Annotated in this window: 26 protein-coding genes and 1 tRNA gene; 18 read left to right on the top strand and 9 right to left on the bottom strand. The window is 38.1% G+C overall.

The features are described from left to right. Nucleotides 1-10: 10 nt before the first annotated feature. The 4 genes from RGT18_RS11100 (at nt 11) to RGT18_RS11085 (ending at nt 3350) form a co-directional block, all read left to right on the top strand. Nucleotides 11-322, top strand: coding sequence for a PTS sugar transporter subunit IIB (locus RGT18_RS11100; protein ID WP_037404346.1), 312 nt, complete (start codon nt 11-13; stop codon nt 320-322). A gap of 1 nt (nt 323) precedes the next feature. Then, on the top strand, nt 324-1256 hold the full coding sequence (locus RGT18_RS11095; protein ID WP_028078737.1) for a DUF1177 domain-containing protein: 933 nt from the start codon (nt 324-326) through the stop codon (nt 1254-1256). A 36-nt stretch (nt 1257-1292) separates the two neighbouring features. Then, nucleotides 1293-1709, top strand: a complete 417-nt coding sequence (locus tag RGT18_RS11090; RefSeq protein ID WP_028078738.1) for a hypothetical protein — start codon at nt 1293-1295, stop codon at nt 1707-1709. Between the two features lie 180 nt (nt 1710-1889). Then, nucleotides 1890-3350, top strand: a complete 1461-nt coding sequence (locus RGT18_RS11085) for a M81 family metallopeptidase (RefSeq protein ID WP_028078739.1) — start codon at nt 1890-1892, stop codon at nt 3348-3350. A 201-nt stretch (nt 3351-3551) separates the two neighbouring features. Here the strand turns inward: RGT18_RS11085 and RGT18_RS11080 are convergent, their stop codons facing one another. From RGT18_RS11080 to RGT18_RS11055, 6 genes are all read right to left on the bottom strand, one after another. Further along, nucleotides 3552-4154 (bottom strand): transposase, encoded by a 603-nt coding sequence (locus RGT18_RS11080; protein WP_338176505.1) that lies wholly within the window; start codon nt 4152-4154, stop codon nt 3552-3554. A 28-nt stretch (nt 4155-4182) separates the two neighbouring features. Further along, nucleotides 4183-5130: an IS1/IS1595 family N-terminal zinc-binding domain-containing protein gene (locus tag RGT18_RS11075; RefSeq protein ID WP_028077791.1), complete on the bottom strand. Its 948-nt coding sequence runs from the start codon at nt 5128-5130 to the stop codon at nt 4183-4185. A 147-nt stretch (nt 5131-5277) separates the two neighbouring features. Next, entirely contained in the window at nt 5278-5451 is a 174-nt protein-coding gene (locus RGT18_RS11070; protein ID WP_156022792.1) for a hypothetical protein, read from the bottom strand. A gap of 119 nt (nt 5452-5570) precedes the next feature. Next, nucleotides 5571-6494 (bottom strand): DUF3991 and TOPRIM domain-containing protein, encoded by a 924-nt coding sequence (locus RGT18_RS11065; protein WP_028077792.1) that lies wholly within the window; start codon nt 6492-6494, stop codon nt 5571-5573. Continuing rightward, nucleotides 6491-7849: a DUF6908 domain-containing protein gene (locus RGT18_RS11060; RefSeq protein ID WP_028077793.1), complete on the bottom strand. Its 1359-nt coding sequence runs from the start codon at nt 7847-7849 to the stop codon at nt 6491-6493. Before RGT18_RS11060 ends, RGT18_RS11065 begins: the two co-directional genes overlap by 4 nt. Before the next feature lie 3 nt (nt 7850-7852). Next, nucleotides 7853-8611, bottom strand: coding sequence for a DUF5688 family protein (locus RGT18_RS11055; protein ID WP_156022793.1), 759 nt, complete (start codon nt 8609-8611; stop codon nt 7853-7855). Nucleotides 8612-8629: 18 nt separating this feature from the next. On the opposite strand from RGT18_RS11055, the gene RGT18_RS11050 reads away from it, so the two are divergent. Continuing rightward, nucleotides 8630-9955, top strand: a complete 1326-nt coding sequence (locus RGT18_RS11050) for a hypothetical protein (RefSeq protein WP_028077795.1) — start codon at nt 8630-8632, stop codon at nt 9953-9955. A gap of 1 nt (nt 9956) precedes the next feature. Next, the gene (locus RGT18_RS11045; RefSeq protein WP_051240922.1) at nt 9957-10679 is read left to right on the top strand and encodes a TraX family protein; all 723 of its coding nucleotides are present in this window, start codon (nt 9957-9959) and stop codon (nt 10677-10679) included. Nucleotides 10680-10903: 224 nt separating this feature from the next. Here RGT18_RS11045 and RGT18_RS11040 read toward each other — a convergent pair whose 3' ends face one another. Next, entirely contained in the window at nt 10904-11266 is a 363-nt protein-coding gene (locus tag RGT18_RS11040) for a VanZ family protein (protein ID WP_338176503.1), read from the bottom strand. Nucleotides 11267-11463: 197 nt separating this feature from the next. Here RGT18_RS11040 and RGT18_RS11035 point away from each other — a divergent pair, with 197 nt between their 5' ends. Both RGT18_RS11035 and RGT18_RS11030 read left to right on the top strand, forming a co-directional pair. Continuing rightward, nucleotides 11464-12753, top strand: a complete 1290-nt coding sequence (locus RGT18_RS11035) for a glycosyltransferase family 2 protein (RefSeq protein WP_037403650.1) — start codon at nt 11464-11466, stop codon at nt 12751-12753. Nucleotides 12754-12864: 111 nt separating this feature from the next. Continuing rightward, nucleotides 12865-14079, top strand: a complete 1215-nt coding sequence (locus tag RGT18_RS11030; RefSeq protein WP_028077798.1) for a MalY/PatB family protein — start codon at nt 12865-12867, stop codon at nt 14077-14079. Between the two features lie 31 nt (nt 14080-14110). Here RGT18_RS11030 and RGT18_RS11025 read toward each other — a convergent pair. Further along, nucleotides 14111-14187 (bottom strand) — tRNA-Pro (locus RGT18_RS11025). 53 nt (nt 14188-14240) lie between these two features. Beyond that, complete coding sequence (locus RGT18_RS11020) at nt 14241-14642, bottom strand: hypothetical protein (RefSeq protein ID WP_037403652.1); 402 nt, start codon at nt 14640-14642, stop codon at nt 14241-14243. A gap of 175 nt (nt 14643-14817) precedes the next feature. Here RGT18_RS11020 and RGT18_RS11015 point away from each other — a divergent pair, with 175 nt between their 5' ends. The 10 genes from RGT18_RS11015 (at nt 14818) to RGT18_RS10970 (ending at nt 25437) form a co-directional block, all read left to right on the top strand. Beyond that, complete coding sequence (locus RGT18_RS11015) at nt 14818-15768, top strand: DUF2232 domain-containing protein (RefSeq protein WP_028077800.1); 951 nt, start codon at nt 14818-14820, stop codon at nt 15766-15768. Next, on the top strand, nt 15743-17713 hold the full coding sequence (locus RGT18_RS11010) for a GGDEF domain-containing protein (protein ID WP_051240923.1): 1971 nt from the start codon (nt 15743-15745) through the stop codon (nt 17711-17713). The genes RGT18_RS11015 and RGT18_RS11010 overlap by 26 nt, the downstream gene beginning before the upstream one ends. Continuing rightward, complete coding sequence (rplI, locus tag RGT18_RS11005) at nt 17697-18146, top strand: 50S ribosomal protein L9 (protein WP_028077802.1); 450 nt, start codon at nt 17697-17699, stop codon at nt 18144-18146. The genes RGT18_RS11010 and rplI overlap by 17 nt, the downstream gene beginning before the upstream one ends. A gap of 2 nt (nt 18147-18148) precedes the next feature. Then, on the top strand, nt 18149-19510 hold the full coding sequence (gene dnaB / locus RGT18_RS11000) for a replicative DNA helicase (RefSeq protein ID WP_028077803.1): 1362 nt from the start codon (nt 18149-18151) through the stop codon (nt 19508-19510). 14 nt (nt 19511-19524) lie between these two features. Beyond that, nucleotides 19525-21027: a M23 family metallopeptidase gene (locus tag RGT18_RS10995; protein WP_028077804.1), complete on the top strand. Its 1503-nt coding sequence runs from the start codon at nt 19525-19527 to the stop codon at nt 21025-21027. Then, nucleotides 21027-21848 (top strand): MBL fold metallo-hydrolase, encoded by an 822-nt coding sequence (locus RGT18_RS10990; protein WP_051240924.1) that lies wholly within the window; start codon nt 21027-21029, stop codon nt 21846-21848. The genes RGT18_RS10995 and RGT18_RS10990 overlap by 1 nt, the downstream gene beginning before the upstream one ends. After that, the gene (locus RGT18_RS10985; protein ID WP_081659497.1) at nt 21772-22812 is read left to right on the top strand and encodes a S1C family serine protease; all 1041 of its coding nucleotides are present in this window, start codon (nt 21772-21774) and stop codon (nt 22810-22812) included. The genes RGT18_RS10990 and RGT18_RS10985 overlap by 77 nt, the downstream gene beginning before the upstream one ends. After that, nucleotides 22809-23285: a 23S rRNA (pseudouridine(1915)-N(3))-methyltransferase RlmH gene (rlmH, locus tag RGT18_RS10980; RefSeq protein WP_028077806.1), complete on the top strand. Its 477-nt coding sequence runs from the start codon at nt 22809-22811 to the stop codon at nt 23283-23285. Before RGT18_RS10985 ends, rlmH begins: the two co-directional genes overlap by 4 nt. Nucleotides 23286-23406: 121 nt before the next feature. Continuing rightward, nucleotides 23407-23673 carry a phosphocarrier protein HPr gene (locus tag RGT18_RS10975; protein WP_006525883.1) on the top strand — a complete coding sequence of 89 codons (267 nt, stop codon included), beginning with the start codon at nt 23407-23409 and terminating at the stop codon, nt 23671-23673. Nucleotides 23674-23754: 81 nt separating this feature from the next. Then, the gene (locus RGT18_RS10970) at nt 23755-25437 is read left to right on the top strand and encodes a phospho-sugar mutase (protein ID WP_028077807.1); all 1683 of its coding nucleotides are present in this window, start codon (nt 23755-23757) and stop codon (nt 25435-25437) included. Nucleotides 25438-25459 lie beyond the last annotated feature (22 nt).

Genomic DNA, 25459 nt, shown 5'->3' with positions numbered 1-25459 from the left:
TGGAGGCTTTATGGATAAGGTAAATATTTTATTGGCATGTCAGAACGGTATGAGTACTGGCATCATGAAAAAAAAGATCACTGAAGAAGCAGTGAAATGCGGCGTTGAGATCACAATCCAGGCTGTTGGACTGGATGAAATCAAAAAAGAAGCAAGTAAGTATGACGTCGTCTTAATGGCACCGCAGATCAGATATGCTGCCAGATCCGTAGAAAAGGAACTTGCCGGCGTAACCAAGCATATGGTGATCGACTCAATCGATTTCGGGAAAATGGATGGAGCCAGTGTATTTCATAAGGTAATGAAAAAACTGGAAGAGTAAGATGCTGAGACAGGTATTAGACATTATTGATGTCATTGATGACGGTCTTGTCAATGGAGACAAGGTAGTACAGCTGTTCAAAGATTTTCCATATACTGAAGCAGTATGTGAAAGGGTGTATGGGGAACAGGGCTATACAGATTTCGTCAAGATCCTGATTAAAGGGAAAAACGGGAAATCCAGCAGCGGTGACAGACCTACACTGTCTGTCATTGGAAGGCTGGGCGGAATCGGAGCCAGACCTAAATATGTCGGAATGGTATCTGATGCTGATGGATGCGTTACTGCTCTTTCTGTGGCTTTGAAGCTGTCAGAAATGTCCGTGAGGAATGACAGACTTGATGGCGATGTCATCGTCACTACCCACATCTGTCCGGATGCACCGACAGAACCGCACTTTCCAGTTGATTTCATGGGATCTCCAGTAGACATGGATCAGATGAATCAGTATGAAGTCGTTAAAGATGCAGATGCTGTGATCACTATTGATACGACAAAGGGAAATAACATTATTACAAACAAGGGTTTCTCTATATCTCCGACGGTAAAGGAAGGCTATATTTTGAAGGTATGCCAGGATCTGGTCAATATCATGCATGTGACTTCTGGCCAGAGAGCAAATGTATTCCCTCTGTGTCAGCTGGATATAACCCCGTATTCAAATGACATGTACCATATCAACAGTATTCTTCAGCCTGCAACATCTACTGACGCACCGGTCGTAGGTGTTGCTATAACTACTGAAACAGCTGTGCCTGGATGTGCAACAAGCGCATCGCATGAAGTTGATATTGCTGAAGCAGCACGATTTACGATCGAAGTTGCAAAACAGTTTACTGAAGAGAGAATCAGTTTTTACGACAGAGATGAATTTGAACAATTAGTAGATCTTTATGGAAAGATGAACATTTTTCAGACAAATCCTAAAAATTAAATAGCAGGAGAGGAAATTCCTCTCCTTTGGAGTATTATGAGCATTATATTAATTTTGTTATCTATGGCTGCAGGTATTGGCCTGCCGATGGTCCTGATCATAAGGAATAAGACAGTTTTCAATGTGAAAGATTGCTTTTCAGGTGTGCTTTTCTACCTGATATTCAGAGTGATCTGCTATCCTCTGATTGCAAACGCAATAGATGGAAGCTCTTTGTTGATCAAACTTCTGACTGATTTTGCATATCTGGTTTTTATTACCGTCATCTGCAAGAAAATATATATTACAAAAGTATTGAAGGCAGACAAGACCAATGCTGAAAAAACTGTATCTTTTACGATAGGTGAAACTCTGAGTGAAGTCTTGCTTGCCAATATGCCTAATCTGATCAATCTTGGCGCGTACTTCTTTATGATCAACTTTGGAAATATAAATGAATCACTGCAGGGGTAAAGCCAGCTGGAAATTGAAAAGATAGTCAGTACTTATACATCTATTCCAGTTGAATACTATCTGTTTCTGCTCATATCATGTATGTATTTCAGCCGTTAATAAATGGATAGCAATTTTATTGATGATCTCTATAATAGGAGCAATCTATTACGCAAGTAGAAATGAGAAGGTAAATAAATAATGAAAGTTTTTGTTGCACATTTTACTGCAGAATGTAATGAACACATTAGTCATATCGTAAATAATAATGACTTCCAGTTTCTGTTTGGAGACAGCTGCATTAAAGCAATGCACATAGAAGATATCTTCAGTCAGAATAATATTGAAATCATTCCTTCTGTATGTGCCAGTGTTTCCCCTAACGGAATGATCGGCAGAGAAACATTTGATTATATCTGTGAATGTATATTGAATCCATTGAAAGAGCATTTATCTGAAATTGATGGAATCTATCTTCAGTTTCATGGAGCAAGCGGTATAGACGGACTGGACTGCATTTCCGGGGAACATTACCTGGTGAAGGAAATGAGAAAAATCGTAGGCAGATATATGCCTATCGCAATGGTGATGGATCCACATGGCAATCTGACAGAAGAACTGTCCAGTCAGCTGAATATTGTGAGATGCTATCGTGAATCACCACACTTTGATGCTGTCGAGTCTGAAAGAAAAGTAGCTGAGCTGCTGTGTGATCTGATGCATAATCGCAGAGTGATGAAGCCTGTCATCAAAAAGCTTCCGATCATGGTTGGCGGTGAAAGAAGTGTATCTGCAAATGAACCTGTCCGTTCAATCAATCAGCTGCTTGATGAAGCAGAAAAGGATCCAAGAGTATTCTCTACTTCCTTCCATGTAGGATTTATCAGACATGATGATGACAAGCTTGGTGCTGCAATCGTTGTGGTCCCTAATACGATGAATGACGTGGATTACTGCAATGAAGTTGCAGACAGGATCAGCCAGTATACATGGGATCATCGCCATGAGTTTAAATTCAATGGCAACTTTGATGAAGTGGACAAGTCTGTTGAAACTGCTCTGAACTATCCGGAGAAGACAGTCGTTATTACTGACTCTGGAGATAACTGCGGTGCTGGCGGATATGGCCAGAATACAATTGTGCTGAGAGAGCTTCTGAAACATAAGACAGACAAGAAAATCCTGATTGCAGGCATCAATGATTCAAAGAGCTATGACATCATTTCCAAATGTGAAGTTGGAGAAAAATTGAGTTTGAATGTTGGCGTGGAAGAAGATGAAAACAGCAAGTCTGTTTCACTGGAAGGTACGTTAAAGGTAATTGGCGAACAGAAGCATAGATATGAACTTGAAGTTGATCTGGGAAAGTCATATCTGTTTAATATCAAGGATACCAATATTGATGTGATTATTATGAATGACAATATGCAGTATGGTACTATGGAACAGTTCGATGCTGCGAATGCACCATTCCATGACTATGATATCGTCGTAGTAAAGATGGGATACCTGGATACATATTTGATTCCAGAAACAAAATTCCATATCATGGCTTTGACGGATGGTCCTACAATCCAGAGAAGTGAAAGAATTCCATTCAAGAAGATTGCCAGACCAATGTGGCCAATGGATGAGTTTGAAGACTTGTATTTTATAAAGTAGTGTTTTATTCAGGAAAGTAGCATATACTTTCCTGTTTTTATTGGCGCTCCAAAATTAGATGGGGTGTCGAAAAATAGATTGTAAAGAAGGATGGGGCGAATATTGACCCCATCTTTCTTTGACCATCGCTAACCATGCACGCAAGTGTATGGTTTTTTGCCATTTTAGAGTTGAAATGAAGAAATAGAGGTGGGCTATCCTCTATTTCATATAATTTTCTTTTCTCTTTTTTGGAATGATGGGGTTCAGGCTTGGTACAGATGATTTTCGTAGTACATATAGGCAACGATTGCGGAATCTGTCCCAATTGGTGTAACCATTCGAAGACTTCTTGATCGCCTTGAGTATAGAATTACGATTCTCCATTAATCCGTTATTTAATTTTCGTTCGGATACTACCACTTGGCCTGTATCCTTATCGACTTTATGAGTCTTCTTTACGATGATGAAGGAGTTGATGATTTCATATTGCCAATTACGCAATGTTCTAGAGAAATCTATCATTTCCTCGATGTCACTAGAAGCGAAGGCACGGATCAGTTCCTTGAGTGCCTCTGGTGCGGTCTCGTAGGTGTTATTGTCATAGAAGTCCACTAAATCATCCTTCAGTTGCCATGCGGCCTTTAAATCGGGATGAATGTCTAATATAAGTTGTTGTATGTCGTAGAAATTTAGATAGCGGTTCAGCTTTCGGTTCATCTTCTTCTCATTGTTTGAATCGAACAGTAGCCGTCCTTTCTTGTCGGTAGAGTCCGGTCTTTTGAAGATCAACCAGTTGAACTTTTTAAAACCATTTTTGCACAGGTGTGCTGGATGAAGTTTAAAAATAGGCTTATTTTACGCTTTTTCGCTTGTAATAAACCCTATATTTCAGCGTATGTGGGTTACGCAATGCCCACGTCAGCATTATTTCAATCTTCTGCAGTGCATCATCAGGTGTATTTAACATGAAGGAGAACACATGAAGATAGTCTTGTAGCTCTGCTCTATTGAATCCCGAATGTGCTTTGAAGAACTTCTTCAGTAATGCATGCACTCGGTTAACCGGATCCAGTGGATTGTCTTTGTCTTCGAGTTTCTTCAGTTCTTTTGAAGAGTATACTTCTTCCATAAGTTCAAGGTCTTTAATCAGTTTCCTATGAGCTCTTTCTCTGTCATGAATCAACAGCGAATTCCGGCTTATGAACTGTATGAAGGCATCACGAACAGCAATCTGCGTCGGCTTTCCATACCCCAGTATTTTAATGATTGTATGTTCGCCATCAGTTGCAGTTCCGATACATATCTGATTCCTTGATATTCCGCGTAATTTCTTACCATCATTTGCGACAATGTCTGATTTGATAACCGAGATATATGTTTTATCTAGATATATCGGACTTTTCAATGTGAACTGTTCCTGGTAGACAGCACATACGATAGAAGTCTTTTTAAACCAGTATTTAGACGTAGTAAATGCATTTCTGTTATTCCATGAATCAGCAGTCAGACTTAGGTATCCAAATAGATTACGAAGGTATTCTATCCATTCTTTCAATGAGATCTTATGATCCTGAAATACTGTTCCTGTTGTAACTGTGAAGTTTTTTCTGCACTCCTTGCAGTAGTATTTAGCAATGCCGTTGCTGGTATAGCCATTGCGCTTAATGTCACCTGAACTGCATCTCCTGCATTTTTCTACGGTTATTGAGTTCAACAATTCAGCTTCATTACTGTCTGCAAGTTTCGAGTACTTCTGAGCATATAGCTGCATATGAGCGGTGCGTATGAAGTCCTGCATTTCTGTACGCTCAAAATTATCCCATGGGGTTCTCCGACGGGACTTGTTTTGATTATCGGTTTTCATGGTTGGTGGCCATTCGCTTAGGCAGGCAGCTATGAATGGCCACCACGCTCAAGTACATAGCTGCCTGCCTAAGCATACTTTCTAGACTATTTTGAAGTCATCTACAATTATATGCCTGTCAGCACATCTGTGCAAAAAATGGGTTTTCAAAATCAAAGAATTAATATTTCGAAAATACAGATTTAAATATTCTTTATCTTCGATTTCGGTTTTGCTAACTTCTTGTTTTTCAATTACAACATTTTTATTTTCCATATTCACTATTATCCTTTCTGTATTTTATTGATTTGCTTTTTTGAAAATCAGATAGAAGAAAAGCATTGGTGGATTTTACCAATGCTTGAATAAAAGGCAATTTAAATCTAGCTATCTTACTATGCTATTTTTTGTGTTCTGAGAGAGCAGATTTGCAATTCCTCATTGACATCTTTTCCATATCGTGGAGGTTTGTTGATACAGTTGTATGTTCCTGAAAGTACATTCATCATTTTCTCTGTGGATTCGATTCCAACAATATCATTATCCAGGTGAAACTGAATGTTTTTGATATTCTTGTTATCTGTTAAAAAAACTTTCAATGCCATTGGAAGTACTTCAGCATTTGTTGCACCGGCTAAAGATAAGCAATTATCTTTTCGAAAATCAATGTGATTCATATGGAGAAGACTCATATAAGAAAGAAGGTCAATTGCAGCTTCAAATACATGTACTGTATCACTTTTTGGATTTTTGAAAGAAAAACTGTATGCTTTGTCACTTCCAGACGCATCTTGTTTGAAGTTGCCGGTGATAGAACGCTTAAATGCATATGCTGGTCTTGTTCCATCGTAGCCAACAAAGACAACATTATGAAACTTCTTATCCGGGTAGATTTGTTCTTTGCTAATGAAGTAAGCAACAACATCTTTATCAATCTTTCTCTCTTTACAGAGATAACGAAATACCTCAAAATTGTTGTCATCTTTTTCAGGGAGAGTAAATGTATTTTTTGAAACTGATTTATCTGATTCATTCGCTATCATTGGTGCCGTTTTTACGGTGTCCATAATGATATGACATGCATCAAGAAAACTGTATCCTTCCACGCAAACGAAATAATCTATAGCAGAAAATCCTTTAATTCCCTTAGACCACCAACTCCAGCCATGTGGAGAAATATGAAGTGAATCATGTTCCTTTGTACAATAAACATCTTTTGAGAGATGGACAAGGATATCTGGATTATAGTTAGTCAGATAGTCATAGGCAGATATTTTGCGGATATTTACTAACTGTTTTTTAGGAATATATCGGCTCATCGTTCTATCTCCTTGTTTTTTGGAGACATAAAAGCAATGCCATGTTCCTTGCAGAAGGAACGAACCTTTTGAAGATTTTCAGATGTTTTTAATACTGCTTCTTCAGTATGAATTTCAGAAACTTTGAAATGATTGTCTTTAATATTTGACAGCCAGTCTTTCATAAATATATTGAGATCAGATTGTAAATCAGGATCATGTTCTACAGCCTGATAAATACCTAACGTATCTTGCTGATAGGTTTGTGGATATACTCTTTGTTTTTTGTTATCTACAATCATTTCTACGTCTGGATCCGCCATTAGATCACCATTCATAACGTAGTTCTGTGACATTGCAATACGATTATCACCAATATTTTCAATGTTCAGATCCATAAATCCGGTCTTTTGATATTTGATATACATTGCTTCTCCTGTAAGAATAGGTGAAGCAATGTTTTTTAAAGCTTCATAGTTTTCCATTTCTAATACTTTATCCTGGAATACTGGTTCTATAGTTTGGATTATCTCGTGTGCTTCATTTTTGATATTGCTGAGAATTGTTTTTAGCTTTGAAGTATCCTCTTGTGCATAGGAACCTATATATCCAAAAGAATAATCGGAAGTATCAATGTTGAAATGATCACATATGACAAATGCTAACGATTCTGCTTCGATTTCTTTTTGATCTACTGTCTTATTGGAATCTTTGTGTAAGCGAGAATGAGCATATTCATGAACAAGTGTTTTGGCAATTTGCATATTCTCCATGGTCTTGTTAATAACAATAGAGTCAGTTGAAGGAGTGTAGAAGCCTTTTACTCCGGATTTAAACAAAGGTTCTTCTTCTGATGATTTAAATGTAATTGGAATTGTGCTTATTTCTTGAATGGATTCAATCAAAGCAACAATTTCTTTGGAAGATCCTCGTAAATCATGAATCATTTCTGGTATTGGCTCTCCAGATGTCTGTGCAATATCAAATACTTTTGCGGTTTTGAAATGGAGAACTTTCTCTTCTTTCGTTTCTTTGATTGGTTTGCCTGAATCATCTAGGAGAATATTCCCATTTTCATCTTTTTTATCAACTTCATGAGTAATAAAAGATTGACATGGAGCCAGAATCAGCATTGCTTTTTCTCCTTTGTTGACTTGTCTGTTGAAATTTGTTTTCCGTGCTTGATACCATGCAACCAAAGAAGAATCCGGACGTTGTAAAAGAATCAAAATTGTATTGTTCAAAGAATATGCATGAAACTTTGACAGAAATGATAGATATTTTTTGTAGTTATCTGAATCTAAAAAAGAACGAACACCATTTTCAATCAATTCAAATGCTTTATTAATTTCTTCATTGCTTTTATTTATCGCCATAATTCAGTGCTCCATTGATGCGTGTTTCTTCGAAATTTTTTGCTCATGTTTTCGTGAAGGCATAAGCATTCTGGTATCTTTGTTGTAATAGAGAACTGTATCACTGAGAAAATCTTTAGAATCTACAACTGTACGGTTTGCGTTATGCACCATTTTTTCTAATCTATGGGGCTCTATTCCTGCTGATTCAGGAACTACTATTAATTCATGAATAGAGGAAGGCAAAACATAGTAGTTATCTTTTACTTCTTCAGAAATATGTTTTAATGTTTCCGGGTAAAATAGTACAGCAGCATCATTCAGTTTCTGTGATCCAGTGCAAACATACATTGGAGCAGGGGATGGAAGTCCTAACATATCTCCTAAGGGAATAATTGAAAGAGGAGATCTGTTCTGACAGACATCAATTGCCATTTTAAATAGATCAAGTTCTGAAATATCCCATGTTTTTAGATATTCATTCATAACAGGAAAAGAAGATATTGAGGTTTCCGATTGATCCAAGCGAATGTGGAAAGTTGCAGAAAGATTAAGTATATCAAAATGTGGTTTATCTAAGAGGTACTCTGCAGCTACTTGCTTGTCACACACTTTGATAAATAGATTTGGTTTTATATCTTCAAAAGAATCCAAATGGGGCAAAGTGTACATTGCATCATTTGTGAAGGATATTCTGCCAGAGGAAACATAGTCTGTTAAGTGATGGAGCACTTCTTCCATTGGTAAAATATTGTTTTCCAGAATGGCATGCAGATTTCTCATTTGGGCAGGAGTGTAATCTTGTTTGTGTTTTCTATCTTATTAATGATTGCAGGATATGTACCGCTTGTTATATTACCTGTACGAGATTTTACTGGACAGCTTTTGATTGCAGGTGCAGGTGCACTGATTGGAAGTTATCTATTTTTCCATTCGCTTTCCGGAATGGTATTGTGGATCAAAACCCGAGGTAAAGGGTATTTGAAGAATCTGAACATGGTGGTGATACGACAAATTGCGGCAAGAGTTCGCACTACATCTGGGTCGATGGCAATGATCAGCCTGCTTTTAGCGGCATCGATTACCATGTTTTGCGGCGGCTTGGGAATCTATGATACTCTTCGGAACAACCTTTTTGGACGTACACCTTTTGATGTAAGTATTCTTGCCAGAAGCGGTCATGAAATATCGAATGGCATATGCGCATATTTTGAAGATGCAGGATTAGTTTTAAAGCAATTCAGTTCAAAGCAATCACACGCACAACTGTATAAACAGACGATAAACGGCATATCAACGATAGTTCTTTCACAGTCTGAATGTAATCAAATCTTATCAATGGAGAATAAACATGCAATTGAACTAGAAGAAGGAGAGTTTGCTGTAATTTCGAACGATACAAAAGAGAACTTATCTGAAAAAGAAGAGCAAATCACCGTATTTGGGAAAAATCTTACACGGCATCAAAATCGTATCTTGAACACATACCTTTGGAACATGAGTGTAAACAGTGGACTATGCAAACAGGTTCTTGTGGTACATGATTCTATTTTGAAAGGGAAGTCCGCTCAATTTGAATTATTGAATTTCTCCTTTGCTAATCAAATAAGTGAAAATAATTTTCGAAGTGCATTAGAGAAAACCTATGGTGATGACTATATTTCACGGGCATCTCTTGTAATACGTAACAATGCATATGTAAATGTAAATACAAGAGAGGGTATGTATGGAGAAGTTTCTGATTTACGGACAGCAATCATCTTTGTTGTGTTGTATGTAGCAACCATAATGATTTTGAGTTGTGCAACAATTCTGCCCTTACAACAATTAACACAGATTGAAGACAGCAGAAATGTATATGTGATGTTAGAAAAACTTGGTGCAGATCAAAAGATGATCAACCAAGCAATATTTAGACAAATCTTTTTCAGTTTCTTGCTTCCGCTTATACTTGCGGTATTTCATGCGGGGGTTGGTATTCTGTCAGTAATTCCGAAGTTTATACCGGAGAATAAGATATACCTTGGAACAATTTTGGTGACAGTTTCAATTCTATTTGTTCTGTATGGAGGGTATTACTTCGTTGCGTATCAAGGCGCAAAAAGCATTTATCGAGGAGGCTTATAAAATGAAAAAATTTAACCAATATCAAATCAAAATATTGATGGCATTATTAATGGTAACAGACCATTTGAATCATGTTCCGGGATTGATTCCGGATTCTCTTGCAATGATATTTCATGTATTAACGCGCTGCGTTGGAGTCTGGTTTGCCTATGGTGCGGTAGAGGGCGTGATATATTCTCACAACATTCAGAGATACATTCTTCGTTTGTATGGTGCAGCAGCAGTTATGTTTGCCGGTAGTAAATTGTTGGAAATACTGTTTGCTGCAAAAAATATTCTTATTTCGAATAATATCTTTTTAACACTTGCGCTTGGTGTAACAATGCTGTCTGCTTTGAAATATATAAAGAATAAGCCACTTTCCTATCTTATGGCCGTGGCTGCGTTTTCTGTAGGGTTTATAGTTACAGAAGGTGGAAGCATAGTATTACCGTTTATGTTGATTAGCTATTATACATACAAGAAACCTGTCATTCGAAATGCTTGTTATTTTGTGTTGTCGATAATCTTGTTTGCGGGATCATTTGTTCCTTATGAGACAATTGCCGCAACGATTTCCATGCTTGCATATAATTCTGGCTTTATGTTTATACTTGTAATTCCGTTCTTGTATATGTACAATGGAGAGCACGGTTCTCATACAAACTTCAGTAAATATTTCTTCTACGTATTTTATCCTGCACATCTATGGTTATTGGCTACAATCGCCTATTATGTCTCTTAAGAGCCGAAATTTTATATTTGATTTTTAAGCCATTTATCGATGTTTATGTTTTGCAAGAGTTGTAGTTATTTCGAATGTTCAAAAACAAAACAAAGTCAAATGATATTCTTGTTATACGTTGCGTAGATAAATGTCATAAAAACCTCCAAGGTTATATCCGACTTTGGAGGTTTCACACAAAATCATGTTGTATGGTGCTACTTTTAAAGAAAAAATTATCAAAATCATTTGTGCTTATAAAGTTGATAAAGCAATATTCCGATACATGTTCCGACAGTGTTGGTGATGACATCACTGATGTCACCTACGCGGTTCGTAGAGATAAGTGGTTGTAGGACTTCAATGGAGATGCTGAATATCATCCCAATCATAATTGCCGATAGCGGTTTAAGTCTTAAGGTTTTCTGAATTAAGAATCCAAACGGGATAAACAGTGATATATTTAATAAAGATTCAGTCAGATAAGAACCGCGCTGTAATTGCCAGTCGATAAACGGATGGAAGTTAATTTCCGCAGAAAATCCGCTGAATATATTCGGTAAGTTTGTAATAATCGGCATGAGCGTCAACATCAATATGATGCAGATGTATATGTATAGTACCGTATGCCAAATAAAATTGGAATGTGAAAGACGTCTCCACCTTGGTAGCCAAATATAGTAGTATAGACATGTTAATGCGATAAAATCTGGTAACATGGGTAGAATGTTAATATACATAGAAATTATATTAACACAAATGATAGAAAGTATGTAAAAATGATTGTTGTGTGGACGGAGGTCAAATGAAATTTCTTGAACAGTTTACATTAATCACAGATATTATCTTTGGACTGATGATTTTGCTATATCTATATCAGATTATTTATATTGCGGTCAGTATGTTTAAACGTAAGGTTCCAAAACTACCAGAAGCGAAGAAAAATCACAGATATGCAATTTTTATCTCTGCGAGAAATGAACAAGGTGTTATTGGTGAATTGCTGGATAGTTTACGGAAGCAGACTTATCCGGATGAGATGTATGATATGTATGTTGTTGCGGATAATTGTACCGATGAAACTGCTGCGATAGCTCGCCAACATGGTGCCAGTGTATTTGAACGTTTTAATCAAGAAGAAGTAGGGAAGGGATATGCCTTAAATTATCTCTATCATAATGTAATCGCGTTGAAGGGTGAAAATTACTATGAAGCTTTCATGGTGTTTGATGCGGATAATATCATTGATCAAAATTTCTTGCATGAAGTAAATAAGACGTTTGATACGGGGCAGTATGATGCGATGACGACGTATCGTAACTCTAAGAATTTTGATGAGAATTGGTTAACAGCGGCTTATTCTATCTGGTTTATGCATGAAGCACGGCATTTAAATTATCCACGTATGTTATTGGGTGCGCAGTGTATGATCTCTGGTACGGGTTTTGTTGTTTCGGCAAAAGTCATGAAGGATAACGATGGCTGGCCATATTACTTATTAACAGAGGATATTCAATTCTCGGTTGTAAGTACTATTAATCAGTTGAAGATTGGCTATTGTGATACAGCGATTCTATACGATGAACAACCATCTACTTGGAGACAATCTTGGAAACAACGTATGCGTTGGGCAAAGGGCTTCTATCAGATTGATAGTAGGTATTTGGGTGATTTGACAAAGGGTGTGCTTACGGCAAAAGGCCGGCGCCTTGCGTTCTATGATATCTTGATGACAGTATTGCCAGCTAGCTTATTAACAATTGTGATTCTTGGTTTTGTATTATGGATCATGGCTTCAGCTGGGCTTATGCCATACTATGTGCGTCTTGTCTTCCAAAGAGAGATGCTATGGTTTGTGCTTAAGACAATCGGTGGCTTCTGGGTATCGTTAATGATTATTGGTGCCATTACTGTTGGTATGGAGTGGGATCGTATTGAGACAAATAATTGGTCGAAAATCAAGCATCTATTGTTATTTCCGCTATTCTTATTGTCTTATCTGCCGATTTCGATTCAAGCCCTGTTTTCCAAGGTGCATTGGGCGCCTATTGAGCATCATTCTACAGAAGAACTCAATAAGAAAAACGATCAATAGAGAACGCATGAAGTGAATTTGAGGGGGTTCACTTTTTTGTATGGGGTAATGAAATTGGGTGTGTAAGGTATTATGATGGTGGTGTGGGTTTTATAAAAGGAGGATCATACGATGAAATATGATTTCACAACAATAATAGATCGCCACGGTAAAGATGCGATTGCGATTGATGGATTGGGTAGGAAACCAGGAAGACCAATGTTACCAGATGAGGGTTTTGATGTTATTCCAATGTGGGTGGCAGATATGAACTTTCCAACTGTTCCTACTATTCAGGAGGCAATCATCAAACGTGCGACGCATCCGGCATTTGGTTATTTTGCACCAACGGAGGAATATTATCAATGCATTATTCACTGGCAGAAAAGTCGTAATGGTGTAATGGACTTGAGCGAAGAGCATATCGGCTATGAAAATGGTGTGTTAGGCGGTGTGGTTTCTGCTTTGACAGCTTACGCTGCACCTGGAGATGCGGTGTTAGTGCATAGTCCTACGTATATTGGATTTACGCATTGTTTAAATAATAATGGTTTCCGTATTGCCCACAGTCCGCTTGTAAAAGATGAAGATGGTATATGGAGAATGGATTTTGCGGATATGGAAGAGAAGATCAAACAGAATCATATTCATGTGGCAATCTTCTGTTCCCCACACAATCCTTGTGGGCGTGTGTGGCAGTTGGATGAAATCCAAAAAGCAATGGAAATCTATGAACGTAATGATGTGATTGTTATCTCGGATGAAATTTGGTCAGATATTATCTTAGAGGGACATAAGCATATTCCTACACAGTCTGTGAATGCATGGGCACATGAACATGTAGTAGCGTTATACGCACCAAGTAAGACGTTTAATCTTGCAGGACTTATAGGTGCATACCACATCATCTATAATCAGACACTACGTGATCGTATCAATTCGAAAGCATCGAAATCCCACTATAATAATATGAATGTGTTATCCATGCATGCACTCATAGGTGCGTATCAACCAGAAGGATATGTATGGTTAGATGAATTGCGGGAAGTAATTACTGGTAATGTGAATTATGCTATAGAGTATATTAGAAGGCACTTTGAGGGTGTAGAACTGATGAAGCCAGAAGGCACATACATGTTGTTTATTGATTGTGAAAAATGGTGTAAACAACATGGAAAAACGATTGAAGAGGTTGAAAAGGCTGGGTATCGTGTGGGTGTAGCTTGGCAGGATGGACGCATGTTTCATGGACCGTATAGTATTCGCATGAATCTAGCGCTGCCTTTAGCACGGGCGCAGGAAGCTTTTGAACGTTTGAATCAATACGTATTCAACGCAAATTGGTAACAAAAAAAGCCGTCGTTGACGGTTTTTTTAATGGTCGGGGTGACGAGATTCGAACTCACGACCTCTTCGTCCCGAACGAAGCGCTCTACCAAGCTGAGCCACACCCCGATACTCTATTGCATATTATATCAAATAAAGAAAATATGGAGTGTGAAAAATGATTACTTTGGTCGTTTTATCAAATAGATAATACCACTGATGACGCTTGTAATAATCGCAAGTACGACATACATCAACAGGAAACCAGCGATACCTGCAACGATATCGACAAAGTCCATTGTGCCGGTATGTGTGATGCCTTGACCGATTTCGATTGCAAAGGTAATCACGATAATCAATGTAAATACATAGATAAATGTTAGTGTAAGGTAGTGATGACGCTTTGCGAGGAATTTAAAGAGTGGATATACAATCGCAATCATTAAAATTCCTAATATACCAATGACTATAAAGTGTAAGTCTTTATCAGATAATCCGATGAGGTTATTATCGTTCCATGTCAAGATTGTATTGTGAATGGAAGTGATGAGTTCAATTAGAAAATAGAGAATTTTTGTTAACATAGCGACCTCCTTGGGGAGTATCATAGCAGAATTTAATACTGTTATGAAAGCGATAAAATGATGAGACTTTCAATGCAAGCAATTTAGCAAAACCTAAGGCAATCGAATTTGGTTGGTTATGGTATAATATTGGCATGCGAAAAGCGATTTTTATACTGCTTTTTGGGAGATCGTTATGAATCAAAATGTAAGAAAGATTACCGAAGGGGCAATGATGGTTGCCTTAATCGGCGTATTTATGTTAATTGATAGACAATTCCAAGGGACATTTAGCAGTACGTTTGCGTTCTTATTACCATTACCGATGGTATATTTTGGAGTTAAGTATGGATTGCGTGATAGTTTGATGGTTTTGGTTGCTATCATCTTTGTGTCTTTTATCTTTGCAAGTCCATTTACGGTATTTTTCTTTGTCGCTGAGGCGATTATTGGATTGGTATATGGATGTGGCATTTATCAGAATGTAGAGAGTAAGCGATTATTGCTAAGAACGATGGTTCTTGGTGGACTTACGGAACTTCTTGCGGTTGTTATCAACGTAGCAATCTTTGGTGTAAGTTTAGATCAGCTAGTTCTCGAATTACGTTCAACCTTTGATATGATGCAGAAAACAATGGGTGTAACAGTAGCTGCAAATGTAGATATCAACGTACTATTACGGAATGTATTCTTTGTTAGCACACTGATGTTAGGCGTATTAGAAGCAATTGTAACGCATATTTCATCTAGACTATTATTGAAGAGACTACGTATGAAGTTGCCTGAATCGACACCGCTCTATCTATACTATCCACCAAAGTGGATTGGCTATGTAGCACTAGTTGGAATGATTGGGTATTTATATGTTGGATCTGGCTATATTAAAACAGAACCGGCGATGACGATTCTTTCAGCGTTAGGAACGTTTGCCTACTTCTATCTAACAGCGATGGGTGTTGTTGGTCTATTGGTGATGATTGGATTAATGGCAAAGGAGAGTCGTAGAATCTTAACATTTGTAGTGTTTATCTTAGCGTTAGTGTTGTCATTTCCAGTAGCGCTTTATGGATTTTTATATATTACGACAAACATGCATAAACGAATTGTAGAGGAGGGATATCATGCAACAAAAAATGAGTCGAATTAAACAAATTGTTTTTGTGGCACTTGCTATCCAGCTTGCGGTTATCATTCTATTACAGTTAATTTTTCAGATAAATATTTTACCAGGTATCCTAGTATTAATTGCGGAAGCGTTGATTACGGTTTATTTGCTGGATTATTTTCAATCCGCAAATGAAGAAGAATCCATTGGACTAGAGAAATATTTAGGTGGTTCTTACGCAGAAGCATATCTAGTTGGTGGCGTCGGTATGATGAACTATGATGAAAACTATGTCATCACATGGCAAAGCGAACTTTTTAAGGAAAGAGGCCTTGATCGTATTGGCTCTAAATTATTGACTTGGTTACCAGAAGCCAACGATATTATTTCCGGGGAAACGGAAAAGGTAAGTGTTACGATTGATCAATATGTCTATGAGGTGAGTAAGCGCGAAAATGCGCCGACGATTTTCTTTAAGGATATTACGCTATTAAATAAGTATCGTGGCAAGTATAACGAAGAACATGTCGTACTTGGTTTGGCTAGTTTTGATAACTATGAAGAGAGTACAATGTATGCGGATGATGCGGATATCGCAAATATCAATGCGACAATTCGTACACCACTCAATGAATACTTCCAAAAGTTTGGTGTCTTCTTAAGAAGATTAAATAACAATCGTTACTTGTTAGTTCTCAATGAGAAAATTTATCGTGAGATTGCGGCAGATCGTTTCTCTATCTTAAATATCGTACGCAAAGCGTCTCAGAAGGCTGAAGTATCTATCACATTATCTATGGCTTTCGCCAAGGGTAGTTCAAACTTTGCGGAGCTAGATGAGACTGTTACGAAGTTAATGGACCTTGCCCAAACACGTGGTGGTGACCAGGTTGCGATTCAGGTTGTTGGTGAGGATGTGAAGTACTTTGGTGGTTCTACAGAAGCGGCCGAGAAGAGAAGTCGTGTACGTGTACGTGTTATGGCGCATGCATTACGTGATCTGATTCAACATTCTTCCAACGTTATTATCTGTGGACATAAAAACGCAGACTTTGACTGCATTGGTTCTGCAATCTGTTTATCGAAGATGGCATCCGCTTTCAATAAGCCAGTCAGTATTATTGCCAAGACTGGTGGCATTGAAGAAAAGTTAGATGCGGCGATGAAACGAAATGAAAAAGACCTTGCAGAGGATATCACGTTTGTTACGGAAGGCGAAGCAATCAACCAACTCAAGGATGATACGCTAGTCATCATGACAGACCATCACAACATTCTACAATCTAATGGTGCAAAGCTATTAGAGATGGCAGAACGGATTGTGGTGATTGATCACCATCGTAGAAGTACAGATATGGGTGTGAAACCAATTCTGATTTATATTGAGGCAGGTGCATCAAGTACTTGTGAAATTTTGACGGAGATGATTCCATTTGTGTCTAGTAAAGCAGATATTTCTGAATTAGAGGCGACATTCATGCTTGCAGGTATGACAATTGATACACGTAAGTGGCGTGAAAGAACTGGTGTACGTACATATGATGCGGCCAGTGCTTTACGTAAACTCGGTGCAGATCCTCAAGTAGCGTACGATTACTTGAAAGATACTTATGATGAGTTTGTACTAAAGAGTGCGATTATGAATGCAAGTGAAAGATACCCAGATGGTATTGTGATTGCGGCTATAGAAAATGAGAAGATTACACGTTCTATTATGAGCCAAGTTGCGGATAGTTTATTAAGTATCCAAGATGTGAAGGCAGCCTTTGTGATTGCTCAGGATAAGAGCACAGGAATTAATAGTATTTCTGCGCGTTCAAATGGTGAAATCAATGTACAGGCAATTATGGAAGCCATGCATGGTGGTGGACATATGACCGCTGCCGCAACACAGCGTAAGGATGCGGCAGTCAAAGAATTAAAAGAAGAGTTAATTAATATTATTGAACAACAGAAGAAGGAGGCAGAAGATGAAAGTAATTCTTAAACAAGATGTTAAAAAAGTAGGTAAGCGTGGAGATATCGTTGATGTATCTGACGGCTACGGAAGAAATTTCTTAATAGCAAGAGGGCTTGCGGTAGCGGAATCTAAGGCTAGCTTAGAAATCTTAAAAGAACAGAAATCTGAAGAAGCTGCACTAGAAGCACAGCGTGAAGAAGAAGCACGCAAGAAAGCTGCCTTATTAGAAAAGACAGTGATTACTTTTACAGTGAAGTCTGGTAAAGAAGGAAGAGTCTTCGGCTCTGTATCTACAAAGCAGATTGTGGAGGCTTTGAATAAACAAGGTATTATTATCGAAAAGCGTAAGATTATTGATATGGAGCCGATTCATAGTCTTGGCACAACAAGAGTAAAAGTTGAATTACACAAGAATGTAATCGGTACGATTGTTGTGAAAGTACTGGGAAGTGAGAACTAATTATGCCACGTGTATTGCCTTCTGCACCTGAAGCGGAAGCTAGTTTGCTTGGAACCATGCTTGTATATCCAAGTTCTTCTCGTACAGCGCTAGAAGAAGGGCTTGAAGCTGACGATTTCTTCATTGAAGCCAATCGTCGTATTTATCATGCATGTGAAGAATTGTATCAAGAAGGAACACAGATTGATTCCACCACTGTTGCTACGCGTTTAAAGGATACTGATCTTTTAGATAAGTCCGGTGGAATGGAGTATATTTTAAACTTAATGAACGCAGCAGTAACGAGTGCGAATACACTAACATATGTGAATTTGATTCGTGATAAAGCGATGATGCGTCGTATGATTGAAGCTGCTGAAAGAGTTGCGGAAGAAGGATTTAATGGACAAACAGATTTAAATGATTACTTGGATCGTTCTGAGAAAGAAATCTTGAATGTATCTCGTAATCGTAAAGCTGGTGAGTTTAAGAATCCAAATGATGTCTTAAATGAAGTGTTAAAGACCATCCGTGCAGCTTCGGAGAATTCATCTGAGATTACAGGGTTAAAGACGGGCTTTAATGATTTTGATCGTATTACGCATGGCTTACAGCGTGGAGATATGATTGTTTTAGCCGCACGTCCGTCTATGGGTAAGACTGCGGTTGCGCTAAACCTAGCGATGAACGTTGCACTAATTCCACAAGCACAAAAGGGTGCAATTGCGATTTTCTCACTTGAGATGGGTGCGGAACAGCTCGCAATGCGTCTATTAAGTGCGAAGAGTCATATCCAAGGTGATAAGTTAAAGACAGGTCGTTTAACCAATGAAGAGTGGAACCGTATTAACGAAGCTTCGGCAGAATTAAAAGCTTCTAATATCTATATCGATGATATGGCAGGAATCAAGATTCCTGAAATTTTCTCGAAGTGTCGCCGATTACAGGCGGAACATGGATTAAACATGGTTATGATTGACTATATTCAGTTGATTAGTGGACCATCGGATCGTTCTAGTGGAAACCGTCAACAGGAAGTATCTGATATTTCACGTAGTTTAAAAGCACTTGCGCGCGAATTAAAGGTACCTGTTGTGGCATTATCACAGTTAAGTCGTAACGTTGAAGCGCGTGAAGATAAGCGGCCGATGTTAAGTGACTTACGTGAATCTGGAGCGATTGAGCAGGATGCCGATATCGTTATGATGTTGTATCGTGAGTCTTACTATAACGAAGAGGCGAAAGAACAAGCAAAAGAATCTGGAACAGAGCGTCTAGAAATCAATCTTGCAAAGCATCGTAATGGTGCGACGGGCAGGGTATATGTAGCGTTTGAAGCAGATACAAACGCACTCTATAACATTGCCCCAAATAGACCACAATAATGAAGGAGGAAGGCATGAAAAACTTGATTGCTGTAACAATATGCTTAGTGCTATCAATCGCAATTGTCATCGTGCCTTCTTTTTTCTATCCTTCTTTTGAAGGAATTGAAGTTGGTACAGTAGGTAACTTTAACCAGACTGTAGAAGTAACGACTTCTGATGTGCATAAGATTTATAAATTATATGAAGATCATAAATTGATTGGTACCATCAAGGATAAGACTTATATGGATGAGCATCTAAAGACCGTCTATAAAGAAAAGTATGCAAGCATGTTTCCAAATACACATATTGGTATTGCGGATAATATGTATCTTGTAGAAGAAATGAGTTCAAATGTCTATACAAATGCTGATGCAGAAATTATGCAGTATTTAGATGACCATTCTCTATATAGTATTGCCTGTAAATCAATTTCTTTCTCAGATAATAAAGAATATGCAAGAATCTTTGTAAAGTCAGAAGATATCTATCAGGCAGCTTTACAAAAGTATCTTTCCTATTTCATCGATGAAGATACATTAGAAGCCATTCACGAGCATCATACAATTTCAAATTTAACGGAATATGGTGTCATGACAATGGGCTTTAAAATCAATGAAACAGTACAGATTGCGGATGCGTACGCATCCGTAAAGGATATTAAAACCACGGAAGAAGAAGTATTACATTACTTATCCTATGGAGATAATGAGGAGCTAGTGGATTACACAGTTGAAGAAGGAGATACACTAGATTCAATTGGTTTACAGAATTATGGATTAACTGCTGAACAGTTAATGCGTATCAATCAAGATATCATTAAAGATAGTAGCAAACCATTAACTGCAGGCACAAAACTGTGTGTGACTTACTTTACATCACCGATTGATGTGTATGTTTATAAGCAAAGACTACAAAAGGAAACATTGTTCTATAAGACTTCTGTGCTAGAGGATAATACTGTTGAAAGTGGTAAAACAGTTGTTAGACAAACTGGTGCAAATGGTTCAAAGAATGTACTCTACCATGAGACATGGGTGAATGGAGTACTCAAAACGGGGCAAGAGCTTTCATCTGTTGTAACAGCAGTTGGACAAGATGAAGTTGTGGCAATTGGGAAGAATAGTGATTTAGGGATCGGTAGTGGTAGTTTTGCCTATCCGGTTGAACATCCTGAAATCATCTGTAAGTATGGTTGCTATGCAGGTTTTGAGTCGATTGATTTTATCAATCGATACAATCGATGGGGCAATGTCATGGCTGTTGATACTGGAATCATCAAGGAAAAGGGTTATACGGATGAATTAGGAAACTATGTCATCATTGATCACCACAATGGTTATCAGAGTGTATATGGGCATCTATACTTACCATGTTCACTTGAAGTTGATACTGTTGTAAGAAAAGGTGATGTCATTGGCAAGATTGGTATGACTGGAAAAGCGACAGGACCACATGTAACATTTAGCTTATTGCAGAATGGTGAATCGGTGAATGCATGTTCTGCATTAATGGATTGTGAGGGTTTAGACTGATGATGGACTTTGCACTATTAGCGAGTGGCTCAAAAGGAAATAGTTTTGTAATAGTAGATGGTACTACAAAAGTTATGATTGATTGTGGTACAACAAAGAAATATTTATTTGAGCATCTAAAAGAATTACAGATAGCATTAGATGATTTAGATGCAGTGCTAATCACACATAATCATTCTGATCATATCTCGCAAATCAAGCATTTTGCATCACTACCAATCTACTCTCCAATTGAGATACCAAAGATTGATACTTTCTACGTAAAGCCAGGTTCTTCCTTTACAATTGAAACCTTACGCTTTACGCCAATTGCGTTATCACATGATGCGTTAAACACAGTTGGATATATTGTTGAAAATGGAATTGAAAAACTTGTCTATATTACAGATACTGGGTATATCAATGAGAAGCATATTCCACGCATCAAAGATGCGGACTATATTGTGTTAGAGTCGAATCATGATGTACAGATGTTGATGGCAACGAGTCGTCCACAGTTTACCAAACAAAGAATTTATAGTGATACAGGACATTTGTGCAATGAGGATTGTGCAGCTGTTCTTGATAAAATTGTGACAGAGAAGACAAAGATGATAATTCTTGCGCATTTGAGTGAACAAGCAAATACACGCAAGAAAGCACTAGATACAACAGTACATGCATTACAAAATCATTCTGGGTTACTGCATAAAAACCTGCTTGTATGTGCAGCAGGACAGTATGAGATGATTAGAAAGGGTATATATGATGAAGAAGTTGATGCCGGTAGCGTTAGCGCTATTATTGGTATGGAATCTAGTCCTAACAATAATGTTGATTAGGAATCTGCAAAAGAATACTACAGGTAATAGCGCCCTTGAGGATATGAACAGTATAAACTATACAACATCAGACTATACTAGTGCGATTGAAAAGAGCAGAAGTAGTGTGGTTACGGTTGAAAGTGATGGTTCTTATTATAGTGGGATTATCATTGCGAAGGAAAAGGAAACAGTGCATATTTTAACAACCGCAAAGGCAACAAAGAATGGTAGTCCAAATGTTGTGTTTGACAGTGGTGTACGTGTTAGCTCTACTGTTATTGGTGATGATGGTGAAAGTGGAGTTGCGGTGATACAGGTAACAACAAACTTTGAAGTGAAGCCATTTACGATTTTAGATACAACTGCTTTAGCACAAGGTGCAAATGTGGTTGTGATGAGTGGTAGAAATCTAACGACTGGTAGTGCTGTCGTCAGCAGTGGTATTGTTTCAGAACCTGGTGTTTGGCGAATGAATGGCACAACAACTTGGTTATCTTCCATGCTAGAAATGGATACTCCAATCACTTCGATTCAAGAAGGTGGTGCAGTGATTGACTTAAATGGGTCACTCGTTGGTGTTGTTGCCAGTCAACCATTCCAAGGTAATTCTCGTATGGAATATGCAATCACTGCCAATGAAATCAAACTAATTTACAATGCACTTAAAACAAATGGAAAAGTAACACGAGGTGCACTAGGTGTTGTGGTGCGTAATGTATCAAGTATGCTTGCGTATGAAAAGAGTGCGCAGGGCATTAACATTGATATGAAGACTGGCGTATATGTCCAAACAGTCGTAGAGAAGAAAGATGCAGGAGATGATCTTCAGGTTGGAGATATCATTACAATGATTGATGGTATCGAAATATCTTCTTATCAAGATGTGCTCGCAAGAATGTACATGCACTCTGCTGGCGATACTGTAAATGTATCCATCATTCGTGGCGGTGAAAGTAAGCAGATTGGTGTGGTTCTACAATGATCAAGATTATTGCCTGTGGCAAACTAAAAGAGAAGTGGATGAAGGATGGTGTCGCAGAGTATGTAAAGCGTATTCGTCCTTATGATAAGCTTGAAGTCATTGAAGTACAGGATGAAAAAGCACCAGAGACAAACTCTGTTGCCGAAAATGAACAGGTAAAGGTTGTGGAAGGACAGCGGATATTAAAAAAAATACGTGATGATGAATATGTGATTTTACTAGATCTTGCGGGCATGGATATCGATTCTATCGCACTGGCAAATAAAATACAGGATTGTTATAATCATGCAAGAAGTAAGATTACATTTGTGATTGGTGGGTCTTTGGGGTTAAGCAATGAATTGATTCAGCGTGCTGATTTCCGCTGGCGTATCTCTAAGGTAACCTTTCCACATCAACTTTGTAGAATACTAGTAGTAGAACAAATCTATCGTAGCTTTCGTATTCTACATAACGAGCCATATCATAAGTAAATTTCTAAGATAGAAATATTGTATCGAATTGCAACTTCTTAATATGTAACCGCTTGTATCTGAAACAAGTATGTTATAAAATACAGATATAGTAAGTAAAAATTATCAGGAGGATAAACCAATGAAAGAAATTACTGTTACAGTTGTTGACCCAGTAGGATTACATGCACGTCCTGCTACAGTTGCTGTAAATGCTGCAAGCAAGTTTAAGAGCGAAGTGAAGGTATCTTACAAGGGACGTACCGTGAATATGAAGTCCATTATGGGTGTTATGTCACTTGGAATTCCTACACAGTCTGAAATTACAATTTCCTGTGAAGGTGATGACGAAGATTCAGCTGTTAAGACAATTGAAGACGTATTACGCGCTCAAAAAGTTATTGCTTAATAGATAACGATAAGGGGAGAAAGATGTTTTCACATCTTTCTTTTTCGTTATGTTAAAATAAGGTTAAGGAGCTGATAAATTATGTATTTAGATGAGTATATGCGTTGGCTTTCTGCAAACTTAATCGATTTTGATTTACATGCAGAATTAGCTAGTATTGAAAATGATGATGAAGCAATCAAGGAGAGATTTGCGGTAGCTTTGAAGTTTGGTACAGCTGGTCTAAGAGGTACTCTTGGTGCTGGTACTAACCGTATGAACATCTGGGTTGTCCGTCAAGCAACGCAGGGTGTTGCGGATTGGGTTAAGACACAGGGTGGAACTCAGACTGTTGTGATTAGCTATGACAGCCGTTTAAAGGGTTGGACTTTTGCGAAGGATGCGGCTGCTGTATTAGCAGCGAATGGTATCAATGTTCGTTTATATGATGAACTAATGCCTGTACCTGCTTTGAGCTTTGCGACAAGATTTTATCATTGCAATGCAGGTATTATGATTACTGCATCACATAACCCTGCAAAGTACAATGGCTTTAAAGCATATGGACCAGATGGTTGCCAGATGACAGATGATGCGGTTGCAATCGTATATGATCAGATTCAAAAGACAGATGTATTAACAGGTGCGAAATATATCTCCTTTGCGGAAGGTGTTGCGAAGGGTCTTATCCAGTTTGTTGGAGATGATTGTAAGGAAGCACTCTATCAAGCAATTGAATCTAGACAAGTTCGTCCAAATCTTTGTAAGACGGCAGGCTTGAAACTTGTGTATTCTCCATTAAATGGTACTGGTCTTGTGCCTGTAACACGCGTATTAAGTGATATGGGTATTACAGATATTACTATCGTTCCTGAACAGGAATATCCAAATGGATACTTTACAACATGTCCTTATCCAAACCCTGAAATCTATGAAGCATTAGAGAAGGGCTTAGAACTTGCAAAGAAGGTTGGAGCTGATTTAATGCTGGCGACTGATCCTGACGCTGATCGTGTAGGGATTGCGATGAAGTGTCCAGATGGTTCGTATGAACTTGTATCTGGTAATGAAATGGGTGTGCTTTTACTAGATTATATCTGTGCTGGACGTATTGAGAAGGGCACAATGCCTAAGAATCCAGTAGCGGTTAAGTCTATCGTATCTACACCGCTAGCTGATTTAGTTGCGAAGCACTATGGTGTTGAATTACGTCATACTCTAACAGGTTTCAAGTGGATTGGTGATCAGATTGCACAACTTGAAGAAAACGGTGAAGAAGAACGTTTCATCTTTGGTTTTGAAGAGAGCTATGGTTATCTAGCAGGTTCTTATGTACGTGATAAGGATGCGATTGTTGGATCAATGTTAATCTGTGAGATGGCTGCGTACTATCGTAGCATTGGATCTTCCATTAAGCAGCGCCTAGAAGAAATTTACGCACAGTATGGACGTTTCCTCAACAAGGTTGATAGCTATGAGTTTGATGGTCTTTCTGGTATGGATAAGATGGCTGGTATCATGAATACATTACGTACAAATCCACCAGTGGAATTTGCAGGACGTAAGGTTGTTTCTCTAACAGACTACAACAAGCCTGAAGAGACGGGCTTACCTAAGGCAAATGTACTTATCTTTGGTCTAGAAGATGGTGCTACAGTTGTTGTTCGTCCTTCTGGTACAGAGCCTAAGATCAAGACATACTTTACAACTTTAGGTAAGGATTTGGGAGAAGCACAGAAGGAAAAGGATGAGTTAGCAGCAGTACTTAAGCCTTTATTCTCCTAAGGAATTAGAATATAGATAGATG

The sequence above is a fragment of the Solobacterium moorei genome (assembly GCF_036323475.1).
Lineage (GTDB): Bacteria > Bacillota_I > Bacilli_A > Erysipelotrichales > Erysipelotrichaceae > Bulleidia > Bulleidia moorei.
This window is presented reverse-complemented; position numbering and strand designations above follow the sequence as displayed.

Bases quoted from the DNA above. Each gene is read 5' to 3' on its own strand.
- RGT18_RS11090 (WP_028078738.1), top strand. From the start codon at position 1,293: ATGAGCATTATATTAATTTTGTTATCTATGGCTGCAGGTATTGGCCTG.
- rplI (WP_028077802.1), top strand. From the start codon at position 17,697: ATGAAAGTAATTCTTAAACAAGATGTTAAAAAAGTAGGTAAGCGTGGA.
- rlmH (WP_028077806.1), top strand. From the start codon at position 22,809: ATGATCAAGATTATTGCCTGTGGCAAACTAAAAGAGAAGTGGATGAAG.
- RGT18_RS10995 (WP_028077804.1), top strand. From the start codon at position 19,525: ATGAAAAACTTGATTGCTGTAACAATATGCTTAGTGCTATCAATCGCA.
- RGT18_RS11060 (WP_028077793.1), bottom strand. From the start codon at position 7,849: ATGGCGATAAATAAAAGCAATGAAGAAATTAATAAAGCATTTGAATTG.
- RGT18_RS11095 (WP_028078737.1), top strand. From the start codon at position 324: ATGCTGAGACAGGTATTAGACATTATTGATGTCATTGATGACGGTCTT.
- RGT18_RS10985 (WP_081659497.1), top strand. From the start codon at position 21,772: ATGATGAAGAAGTTGATGCCGGTAGCGTTAGCGCTATTATTGGTATGG.
- RGT18_RS11010 (WP_051240923.1), top strand. From the start codon at position 15,743: ATGCAACAAAAAATGAGTCGAATTAAACAAATTGTTTTTGTGGCACTT.
- RGT18_RS11085 (WP_028078739.1), top strand. From the start codon at position 1,890: ATGAAAGTTTTTGTTGCACATTTTACTGCAGAATGTAATGAACACATT.
- RGT18_RS11075 (WP_028077791.1), bottom strand. From the start codon at position 5,130: ATGCAGGACTTCATACGCACCGCTCATATGCAGCTATATGCTCAGAAG.
- dnaB (WP_028077803.1), top strand. From the start codon at position 18,149: ATGCCACGTGTATTGCCTTCTGCACCTGAAGCGGAAGCTAGTTTGCTT.
- RGT18_RS11065 (WP_028077792.1), bottom strand. From the start codon at position 6,494: ATGAGCCGATATATTCCTAAAAAACAGTTAGTAAATATCCGCAAAATA.
- RGT18_RS11020 (WP_037403652.1), bottom strand. From the start codon at position 14,642: ATGTTAACAAAAATTCTCTATTTTCTAATTGAACTCATCACTTCCATT.
- RGT18_RS11035 (WP_037403650.1), top strand. From the start codon at position 11,464: ATGAAATTTCTTGAACAGTTTACATTAATCACAGATATTATCTTTGGA.
- RGT18_RS11015 (WP_028077800.1), top strand. From the start codon at position 14,818: ATGAATCAAAATGTAAGAAAGATTACCGAAGGGGCAATGATGGTTGCC.
- RGT18_RS10970 (WP_028077807.1), top strand. From the start codon at position 23,755: ATGTATTTAGATGAGTATATGCGTTGGCTTTCTGCAAACTTAATCGAT.
- RGT18_RS11055 (WP_156022793.1), bottom strand. From the start codon at position 8,611: ATGAGAAATCTGCATGCCATTCTGGAAAACAATATTTTACCAATGGAA.
- RGT18_RS10975 (WP_006525883.1), top strand. From the start codon at position 23,407: ATGAAAGAAATTACTGTTACAGTTGTTGACCCAGTAGGATTACATGCA.
- RGT18_RS11070 (WP_156022792.1), bottom strand. From the start codon at position 5,451: ATGGAAAATAAAAATGTTGTAATTGAAAAACAAGAAGTTAGCAAAACC.
- RGT18_RS11045 (WP_051240922.1), top strand. From the start codon at position 9,957: ATGAAAAAATTTAACCAATATCAAATCAAAATATTGATGGCATTATTA.
- RGT18_RS11100 (WP_037404346.1), top strand. From the start codon at position 11: ATGGATAAGGTAAATATTTTATTGGCATGTCAGAACGGTATGAGTACT.
- RGT18_RS11030 (WP_028077798.1), top strand. From the start codon at position 12,865: ATGAAATATGATTTCACAACAATAATAGATCGCCACGGTAAAGATGCG.
- RGT18_RS10990 (WP_051240924.1), top strand. From the start codon at position 21,027: ATGATGGACTTTGCACTATTAGCGAGTGGCTCAAAAGGAAATAGTTTT.